The following is an 8,813-nucleotide window of genomic DNA, read 5'->3' on the forward strand; positions in this document are numbered from 1 at the left end:
TGGAGAGGTTATTCTCTTTATCGATGAACTTCATACAATAGTTGGTGCTGGTGCAAGTGAAGGATCAACCGATGCTTCTAACTTAATTAAACCAGCTCTCGCAAGGGGTGAACTACATGCAATAGGTGCAACTACCTTGGACGAGTATAGAAAGTATATCGAAACAGACAAGGCCCTAGAAAGACGTTTCCAAACAGTTTATACCAAAGAACCTACAGTAGAGGACACTATTGCTATTCTAAGAGGTTTACAGCCAAAATATGAAGTACACCATGGTGTAAGGATTAAGGATGAAGCCTTAGTCGCTGCTGCTACTCTTTCAGATAGGTATATTACAAATCGATTCTTGCCGGATAAAGCAATCGACCTCGTCGATGAAGCAGCATCTCAATTGAAGATGGAAATCGAGAGCCAACCAGTGGAGCTTGATAAAATCGATAGAAAGATGCTTCAGTTATCAGTAGAAAAGAGTGCACTTAGTCGAGAAAAGGATGATGCTAGTAAAGAGCGTCTTGATAAAATTAATGCAGAGCTTGCTGATCTTCATTCTAGACACGATGCAATGCACCTTCAGTGGAGTAATGAAAAAGAGCTAATTGATGGTTTAAAGAGTAAAAAGAGTGAACTTGAAAAGCTTACTAATGAACAGTCTCAAGCTGAGAGAGATGGTAATCTTAATAGAGCTGCTGAGATTAAATATGGTTTAATTCCTGCTGTCCAGAAAGATATTAAAGAGAGAGAGGAAAAGCTAAAGCAATCACAAAACTCTGAGCATCGTCTCTTAAGAGAAGAGGTAACCGAGGATGATATTGCAAGAATAGTATCTTCTTGGACTGGTGTTCCTGTTAGCAAGATGATGGGTAGTGAGATGCAAAAGTATTTAAATCTTGAAGCAACACTATCTAAGAAGGTAATTGGCCAAGATGAAGCTATTAATGCAGTTAGTAACGCGATAAGAAGAAATAAGACAGGAATAGGTGATGCAAATCGTCCTCTTGGTTCATTCTTGTTCGCTGGTCCTACAGGTGTTGGTAAGACTCTTCTTGCAAAGGTTCTTGCAGACTTCTTGTTCGATGATGAAAGAGCTCTAACTCGTATCGATATGTCTGAGTATATGGAAAAGTACTCAGTTTCTAGACTTATTGGAGCACCTCCAGGATATGTTGGTTATGATCAAGGCGGACAGCTTACAGAGGTTGTTAGAAGAAGACCTTACTCTGTAATTCTATTCGACGAGATTGAAAAAGCACACCCTGATGTCTTTAATATCTTACTTCAAGTTCTAGATGATGGACGTCTAACCGATGGTCAAGGTAGGGTAGTAGACTTTACGAATACTATCATTATCATGACTAGTAACCTTGCTTCACGTGAAATATTGGAGCAAAAGGCTAAAAAGGAAGATATTCTTTCTATAATTGAAGCACACTTTAAGCCAGAGTTTATTAACCGTATCGATGAGATTGTAGTTTTCAATCCTCTCGGAAAAGACCAAGTTTCTTCTATTGTTACTTTACAGCTTGAAGCACTTAAAAAGCGTATTGCAAGTCGTGGTTATGATTTAACTTGGGACAAGGATGTTGTCTCCTTTATTAGCGATGTAGGTTTTGATCCTGATTTTGGTGCTCGTCCTATTAGACGTGCTATTCAAAATGAGATTGAAAATACTCTTGCGAAAGAGATGCTATCTGGAAACTTATCGACATCAAAGCCTATTAGACTTTCGCTTGAAAATGATCAAATAAAGGTTTCAAATTAATATATTTAACCTCACCTTGAGTAAATCTTGGTGAGGTTTAATTTTAATTAACTAAGTTCTCTATATTTTTAAATGAATTAGGAGTATCAATATCTACTATATTTTCTTTTCTACCTGGGTAGAAATAATTTGGATACTCCTTAATTACCTCTCTAACCTTTTTATCACTTGCTAAAATTAGCTCGACTAATTCTTTTTTTAGAGCAACAGGATGACCTGCTGTGTTATCAAAAATTGGACGTGCTGATAACACATTCTTTAAATTACTTTCTGCTTTGATAAAATCATCCTTTGTTAAAAATGGGACATCTGCAAGAGTTACTAGGATATCACAGCTTGTGTGTGTTAAAAGGCATCTTAATGATGATTCTTGTCCTAAGGCATAGTCATGGTTATAAATAATAGAAACAGGGTATCCCTTTAGTATTTCTTCACTTTTTTCTCTTTCAAATCCGGTTACAACAACTACATCATCTGTATAGGAAAGGGCGTTAATTACACTATTTTCTAAAATAGTTTTACTACCAAGCTTGAGTAAAAGCTTATTTACGTTTCCCATTCTTTTTGATAATCCTGCAGCAAGAATTCCAACCTTCATAATAGAATAAAACCTCTTTAATAAATATAATAGCACTCATGATAGCAACATTCATCAATGCTTTTACAGTAATTTTAGGAGGCCTAATAGGCCTATTATTAAAGAAAAAGATTTCTTCTTCTTTTAAAGATATTGTAATGACAGCTGCAGGTGTAACAACTCTTGTGCTTGGACTAGGAATGGCATTAGAGGATCCAAGTGCAATAGATAATCTCTTTAGCTTAATACTTGGTGGTTTTATTGGCTTTGCTTTAAAAATTGAAGATAGGGTTTTGAGTCTTGGCGATAGAATTGAAAAGCTTGGTGGAAAAAGTTCATCAAATGGAGATTTTGCAAAGGGATTTCTAAATTCATCACTTCTATTTTGCACTGGTGCAATGAGTATCGTAGGTTCAATTCAGGCAGGAACTGTTTCAAACTATGAATTAATATTAATTAAGAGTGTTATGGACGGTTTTATGGCTATAGTATTTGCTTCAACCTATGGTCTTGGAGTATTTGCATCTGCTATCACTATTATTGTTTATCAAGGATTTTTTACTCTTGCAGGAAGCTACATTGAACCAATATTAGGGGAAATTGGAATTAGTGCTATGGCATCAACAGGGGGACTATTACTAATTCTCTTAGCTTTAAGCCTACTTAATTTGAAGGATTCTAAAACAGGTAACTTCCTTCCAGCTCTTATTTTAGCTCCAATAATGCAGTACCTTTATAGTTTACTTCCACTTTGATTTTTATTTTTGATAATAAAAAAGATCTCAATGAGGATTTACCCCCGTTGAGATCTATTTTTAGATTAATCTTTAAGATTAATTATTCTTTGCATCCTCAAGAGCACAGTCTGTCTTACTTCTCTTAACAGGACACTTTTTAACATTCCAAATCTCATTAGCATATTCAAGGATTGTTCTATCAGATGAGAACTTACCTGATGATGCAATATTGATAATAGCCTTCTTATTCCATTCATCAATATCATTCTTGTAGAGATCTGTTGCCTTGTTGTGCATGTCGTTATACATTCTAAGATCAGCAAAGATACAGTACTTATCACCATACTCTAAGATAGACTTTAAGAGAGGCTCGAAGATATTTGGTTCATTAACATTGAAGTGACCAGATGTAATAAGAGATACAATCTTCTTAATTTCATCATCTTTGTTAACCCAGTCATATGGATTATAGCCATTATTCTTTAATGCTGTAATCTCATCCTCTGTATGACCGAAGATAAAGCAGTTTTCAGCACCAGCTTCTTCCTGAATTTCAACGTTAGCACCATCAAGAGTACCCATTGTAAGTGCACCATTGATCATGAACTTCATGTTACCTGTACCACTTGCTTCAAGACCTGCTGTTGAAATCTGTTCAGAGATGTTAGTAGCAGGAATTACCTTCTCAGCCATAGTTACACGATAGTTAGGCATGAAATATACCTTTAAGCTCTTATTAACCTGAGGATCTGAGTTGATAACAGATGCAACGTTGTTAATGAACTTAATGATAAGTTTTGCATTAACATATCCTGGAGCTGCTTTACCACCAAATAAGAATGTTGTAGGAGGGAATGACTCTCTATAAGCCTTGTCTTCCTTCATTCTTGTGTAGATCATAAGAACATTAAGGATATTCATAAGCTGTCTTTTGTACTCATGGATACGCTTAACCTGTACATCAAAGAGGGTAGAAGGATCTACAATGATACCACAATCCTTTTTGAGGAAGTTAGCAGCTGTTTCCTTTGCACTTTGCTTAATCTTACCAAAATCTTCTCTAAATGCTTTATCATCAGCAAAGCTTCTAAGCTTAGAAATCTGAGAGAAATCTGTAATCCAACCATCACCGATTGCATCTGAAATCTTTTTAGCAAGTAATGGGTTAGCATCTAAGAGCCAGCGACGCTGAGTGATACCATTTGTCTTGTTTTTAAATCTTTCAGGATAGATTTGGTTGAACTCTGGGAACATGCTTGTCTTTAAGAGTTCTGAGTGAAGGGCTGCTACACCGTTTGTTGAGTGAGTACCGATGATAGCAAGGTTAGCCATTCTGATCATCTTTGGATTTGACTCTTCAATGATAGAAACCTTAGCAATCTTATCATTTTGGAATGGGAAGAATGCTACTGCTTTCTGCAAGAAGCGGTGGTTTATTTCATAGATAATCTGAAGGTGTCTTGGTAAAATTGAACCGAGCATTGGTACAGACCACTTTTCAAGTGCTTCTGGCATTAAGGTGTGGTTAGTGTATCCAAGTGTTTTTACTGTAATATCCCAAGCTTCATCCCATTCAAGACCTTCAAGGTCAACTAATACTCTCATTAATTCAGGTACTGTAATTGATGGGTGAGTATCGTTGAGCTGGATAGCAGCTTCATTAGGGAAATTCTTCCAACAATAGTTAGGATTTCTCTTAAATCTTCTTACAATATCAGCAACAGAACATGCAACAAAGAAGTATTGTTGCTTGAGTCTAAGCTCTTTACCCATATAAAGAGTATCATTTGGATAGAGAACCTGAGAGATATTTTCAGCATTAATCTTGTTTCTTACAGCCTCTGTGTAATCACCAGAGTTAAATTCCTGGAAGCTGAATTCAGCTGGTGACATTGCAGACCAAAGACGAAGAGTGTTGATAGTCTTACCACCGTAGCCAATAATTGGAGTATCATAAGCCATGCCATTAACTTGTTCAGCTGGAACCCACTTATAGATATCCTTACCGTTTTCTCTAATAACCTTTACTTCACCACCAAAATATACTGGATATACAATAGATGGTCTCTTGATTTCCCATGGGTTACCATTTTCAAGCCAGTTGTCAGGAAGCTCTGCTTGCCAACCATTTCTAATCTGCTGCTTAAAGATACCATAGTTATATCTAATACCATAACCATAAGCAGGAAGCTCTAAGGTTGCTAAGCTATCGAGGAAGCATGCTGCAAGTCTTCCAAGTCCACCATTACCGAGACCTGCATCTGGTTCTGCATCTGCAAGCTCTTCAAAATCATAACCAAGTGATGAAAGTGCATCTTTAACTTGTTTTTCAATTCCAAGGTTGATGATGTTGTTTGTCATCGCTCTACCCATTAAGAATTCAAGTGAAAGATAGTAAACTCTCTTTGCGCTTTTTGCTCTCTGTGTCTTTCTGGAGATGTCCCATTGATGGACGATTCTGTCACGGATTGCTAATACTGCTGCCTGATATTTTGCTTCATCGTTAACATGATATGCATCAGCATCAAGTGTGTATTTTAGCTGTTCTGCAAAATCTTGAGCGATATCTTTAGCAGTGTGTCCGTATTTAGTACGAATTTCGTTGGCCATATTTTCTCCTAAATAAGTAATGAATCAACGAAAATTAATATAGATAATTTTTTTTAAATTAAGCAAGTACTAAACTAATGTAAAAAAAAATAAAGATTATTTAATTTATAATATTTGAGAATATTTGTTTCATGTATTGACAAAAACTTGAGTGTTCTGATAAAGTATTTTCTGCATGTTCGGCATAGTCGGATAAGTGTTTGTGTGTGCGCCCTTGTAGCTCAGTCGGTAGAGCACCACCATGGTAAGGTGGGGGTCAGCGGTTCAAATCCGCTCGAGGGCTCGAAAAGAAAAGAACGGTAATAACCGAGGAGATATATAGGTATGGCAAATTCAAAGAAGAAAGGTCCAGTAGAGAAGATCGCTTTACAGTGCACAGAGTGTAAGCAGAAGAACTACACAACTGAAAAGAATCGTCGTAACACACCTAACAAGCTTGAACTCATGAAGTATTGTCCTTTTGAGAGAAAGCACACTCTTCACAGAGAGACAAAAATCAAATAAGATAAGAAAGGGTACATCAAGGTACCTGCAGGTCAATAGCTCCAACGGCTAGAGCACTGGTCTCCAAAACCGGGTGTTGTAGGTTCGAATCCTACTTGGCCTGCAGGTACCTTGAAACTAAATGGGAGAAAGCAAGATGAAGAAAATTGTTAAATACTTCAAAGAGTGTTACCTTGAGATGAAGAAGGTTTCATGGCCAAATCGTCAGATGGTTCTTCAGTCAACAAAGATTGTTATCATCTCAACAGTAGTATTCGCACTTATCCTTGGCCTTGTTGATTTCCTTCTCTTGAAGGGTATCTTCTTAATTTTCTAGTAGGTAATTGTAATGGCGAAAGGTTGGTACATAGTACATACATATTCTGGATATGAGCAGAAGATTCAGAGAACAATCATGAAGCTTCGCGAGATGGATGACGACTTTGCTCTTATCGTTTCTGATGTTAAGGTTCCAATGGAGACTGTAACTGAGGTTAAGGACGGTAAGAAGAAGGAAGTAAAGCATAAGCTTCTACCTGGTTATATTCTCGTTGAGATTGATTTCCCTGAAGATGCTACTTGGAAAAATACTTATTCTAAGATTAAGAGAATCCAGGGTGTTACAGGCTTTGTAAGTGCTATGGACGGCAGAAAACCACAACCTCTTTCAGCTGCAGAGATGAAAGATATCATGCAGAAGACTGGTGAGGTTCCTACAGAAAAGGCATTTAAGCCTAAACAGAATTTCCAAGTTGGCGAAGAAGTTAAAATTGTTGATGGCCCATTTGAGTCTTTCTCTGGTACAATTGAAGAAATTGATTCTGTTAAGAGTAAGCTTAGGGTTTCAGTTCAGATCTTCGGTCGTTCTACCCCTGTTGAGGTTGAATACCTCCAGGTAGAGAAAATAGTTCTCTAATATTCACTAAGACGGTCTCTTGACGCCGTCTTACGTTTGTTTTTTGACATCGTCAAGCTAAAATCGTTTACTCCCCGCTTGGGCATTAGTTCAACCGGGTGGGAGCTAGATCGTTATGACTGGCGTTAATACCAGCGCAGAGTCCGAACTTTTCGGTCAACTCAGACCAGACTCTGTCGTAAGGAGAAAAGAAAATGGCAAAGAAGAAGGTTACTGCAGTAATTAAGTTGCAGTGTCCTGCACAGAAGGCTACACCGGCACCACCAATCGGACCGGCTCTCGGCCCTCATGGTGTCAGTGCCCCACAGTTTGTTCAGCAGTTCAACGACAAGACTAAAGGTTATGAACCTGGACTTATCCTCCCAGTTATCATTACAGTTTATGCGGATAAGAGCTTCTCTTTTATCCTCAAAACACCACCAGCAGCTGTTCTCATTAAGAAAGCACTTGGCTTACAGAGCGGTAGTGGCACTCCTAACAAGACAAAAGTTGGAAAGCTCACACAGGCTCAGCTTACTGAGATCGCTACTACAAAGCTTCCTGATCTCAATGCATTCGATATCGAAGCAGCAAAGAAGATCGTTGCAGGTACAGCACGCTCAATGGGCGTAGAGGTGGAGAAGTAAGATGAAAAGAGGTAAGAAATATCAGGAAGCAGCTAAGAAGGTTGATAGAAATCAGCTTTATTCTCTTTTAGACGCTGCAAAATTAGTCAAGGATTGCTCTTTTGCTAAGTTCACGGAAACAGTTGAAATCTCAGTTTGTCTTCAGCTCAAGAAGAGCCAGACTGTTCGTGATACCGTTGTTCTTCCAAATCAGTTCCAGGCTCAGAAGAAGATTCTTGTCTTCGCTAAGGGTGATAAGGCTCAGGAAGCTTTAGATGCAGGTGCTGCATATGTAGGTGATACAGAGCTTATCGAGAAGGTACGTTCTGGTTGGATGGATTTCGATGTCGCAGTTGCAACTCCTGACATGATGAAGGATGTAGGTCGTCTCGGTCCTATCCTTGGTCGCCGTGGTCTCATGCCTAACCCAAAGACTCACACAGTTACATTTGATATTAAGGAAGCTCTTGCTGAATTAAACAAAGGTCGTGTAGAGTTCCGTGCTGATAAGACAGGTGTTGTACACCTTGCAATCGGTAAGGTTAACATGGATGCAGAGAAGATTGCTGAAAACGCACAGGCAACTATCGATGAAATCATGAGAAAGAAGCCAGTAGATGCTAAGGGTGAATTTATCCTCTCTGTAGCACTCTCATCAACCATGGGCCCAGGTGTTCATGTTGACTTCAAAGCTCTTCAGAGCAAGTAAGGAGGAAAACGTATGGAGAATTATCAGACACGTATTACCCCTGCTAAGGAAGATGCAGTAAAGGCTCTTAAGGACGAATTTGAGGGATACAACGGTTATATCTTTACAGATTATAGAGGTATGACAGTTGCTCAGCTTACTGACCTCAGAACAGCTCTTAGAAAGAACGATGCTCAGTATCGCGTTATCAAGAACCGCTTTGCAAAGATTGCAATGAAGGATCTTGGAAAGAGTGGTGCAGAAGAGCAGATGGTTGGTCCTACTGCTGTTGCTCTTGCAAAGGGTGATGAATCAAACGTAGTTGCAAAGGCACTTTTCGAGGCAATCAAGAACGGTGCACCTATGCAGGTTAAAGGCGCTTTAATTGATGGCGAACTTATGAGTGCAGAAGAAGTAGAAGCACTCAGCAAGCTCCCA

General features: G+C 38.5%; 10 protein-coding genes and 2 tRNA genes. 10 read left to right on the forward strand and 2 right to left on the reverse strand.

Annotated features, from left to right (window positions below; genetic code table 11):
- On the forward strand, positions 1-1,759 hold a 1,759-nt coding region (locus tag SOY52_RS04605; RefSeq protein WP_320847807.1), incomplete at its 5' end, for an ATP-dependent Clp protease ATP-binding subunit.
- A 43-nt stretch (positions 1,760-1,802) separates the two neighbouring features.
- Here SOY52_RS04605 and SOY52_RS04610 read toward each other — a convergent pair.
- Complete coding sequence (locus tag SOY52_RS04610) at positions 1,803-2,357, reverse strand: nucleotidyltransferase family protein (protein ID WP_320847808.1); 555 nt, start codon at positions 2,355-2,357, stop codon at positions 1,803-1,805.
- A gap of 38 nt (positions 2,358-2,395) precedes the next feature.
- Between SOY52_RS04610 and SOY52_RS04615 the strand changes: the two genes are divergently transcribed.
- Positions 2,396-3,091 (forward strand): DUF554 domain-containing protein, encoded by a 696-nt coding sequence (locus tag SOY52_RS04615; RefSeq protein ID WP_320847809.1) that lies wholly within the window; start codon positions 2,396-2,398, stop codon positions 3,089-3,091.
- Between the two features lie 78 nt (positions 3,092-3,169).
- Here SOY52_RS04615 and SOY52_RS04620 read toward each other — a convergent pair whose 3' ends face one another.
- Positions 3,170-5,683: a glycogen/starch/alpha-glucan phosphorylase gene (locus SOY52_RS04620; protein ID WP_320847810.1), complete on the reverse strand. Its 2,514-nt coding sequence runs from the start codon at positions 5,681-5,683 to the stop codon at positions 3,170-3,172.
- A gap of 210 nt (positions 5,684-5,893) precedes the next feature.
- Here SOY52_RS04620 and SOY52_RS04625 point away from each other — a divergent pair.
- The 8 genes from SOY52_RS04625 to rplJ all read left to right on the forward strand — a co-directional run.
- A tRNA-Thr gene (locus tag SOY52_RS04625) sits at positions 5,894-5,966 on the forward strand.
- Positions 5,967-6,007: 41 nt separating this feature from the next.
- On the forward strand, positions 6,008-6,187 hold the full coding sequence (gene rpmG / locus SOY52_RS04630) for a 50S ribosomal protein L33 (RefSeq protein ID WP_177518747.1): 180 nt from the start codon (positions 6,008-6,010) through the stop codon (positions 6,185-6,187).
- A 29-nt stretch (positions 6,188-6,216) separates the two neighbouring features.
- Positions 6,217-6,290: transfer RNA gene (locus SOY52_RS04635), tRNA-Trp, on the forward strand.
- 33 nt (positions 6,291-6,323) lie between these two features.
- On the forward strand, positions 6,324-6,503 hold the full coding sequence (gene secE / locus SOY52_RS04640) for a preprotein translocase subunit SecE (RefSeq protein ID WP_320847811.1): 180 nt from the start codon (positions 6,324-6,326) through the stop codon (positions 6,501-6,503).
- Positions 6,504-6,515: 12 nt separating this feature from the next.
- Complete coding sequence (nusG, locus tag SOY52_RS04645) at positions 6,516-7,082, forward strand: transcription termination/antitermination protein NusG (RefSeq protein WP_320847812.1); 567 nt, start codon at positions 6,516-6,518, stop codon at positions 7,080-7,082.
- A gap of 194 nt (positions 7,083-7,276) precedes the next feature.
- Positions 7,277-7,708: a 50S ribosomal protein L11 gene (gene rplK, locus SOY52_RS04650; RefSeq protein ID WP_154424364.1), complete on the forward strand. Its 432-nt coding sequence runs from the start codon at positions 7,277-7,279 to the stop codon at positions 7,706-7,708.
- Position 7,709: 1 nt separating this feature from the next.
- Positions 7,710-8,396: a 50S ribosomal protein L1 gene (rplA, locus tag SOY52_RS04655; RefSeq protein ID WP_320847813.1), complete on the forward strand. Its 687-nt coding sequence runs from the start codon at positions 7,710-7,712 to the stop codon at positions 8,394-8,396.
- Between the two features lie 12 nt (positions 8,397-8,408).
- A partial coding sequence (rplJ, locus tag SOY52_RS04660) for a 50S ribosomal protein L10 (RefSeq protein ID WP_320847814.1) occupies positions 8,409-8,813 on the forward strand: 405 nt, incomplete at its 3' end.

Source organism: Bullifex sp. (genome assembly GCF_034103065.1).
In the GTDB taxonomy this organism is placed as follows: domain Bacteria; phylum Spirochaetota; class Spirochaetia; order Sphaerochaetales; family Sphaerochaetaceae; genus Bullifex.

Excerpts from the sequence above, each read along its gene's own strand:
- SOY52_RS04610 (WP_320847808.1), bottom strand. The coding sequence starts at position 2,357 with ATGAAGGTTGGAATTCTTGCTGCAGGATTATCAAAAAGAATGGGAAAC.
- SOY52_RS04615 (WP_320847809.1), top strand. The coding sequence starts at position 2,396 with ATGATAGCAACATTCATCAATGCTTTTACAGTAATTTTAGGAGGCCTA.
- SOY52_RS04620 (WP_320847810.1), bottom strand. The coding sequence starts at position 5,683 with ATGGCCAACGAAATTCGTACTAAATACGGACACACTGCTAAAGATATC.
- rpmG (WP_177518747.1), top strand. The coding sequence starts at position 6,008 with ATGGCAAATTCAAAGAAGAAAGGTCCAGTAGAGAAGATCGCTTTACAG.
- secE (WP_320847811.1), top strand. The coding sequence starts at position 6,324 with ATGAAGAAAATTGTTAAATACTTCAAAGAGTGTTACCTTGAGATGAAG.
- nusG (WP_320847812.1), top strand. The coding sequence starts at position 6,516 with ATGGCGAAAGGTTGGTACATAGTACATACATATTCTGGATATGAGCAG.
- rplK (WP_154424364.1), top strand. The coding sequence starts at position 7,277 with ATGGCAAAGAAGAAGGTTACTGCAGTAATTAAGTTGCAGTGTCCTGCA.
- rplA (WP_320847813.1), top strand. The coding sequence starts at position 7,710 with ATGAAAAGAGGTAAGAAATATCAGGAAGCAGCTAAGAAGGTTGATAGA.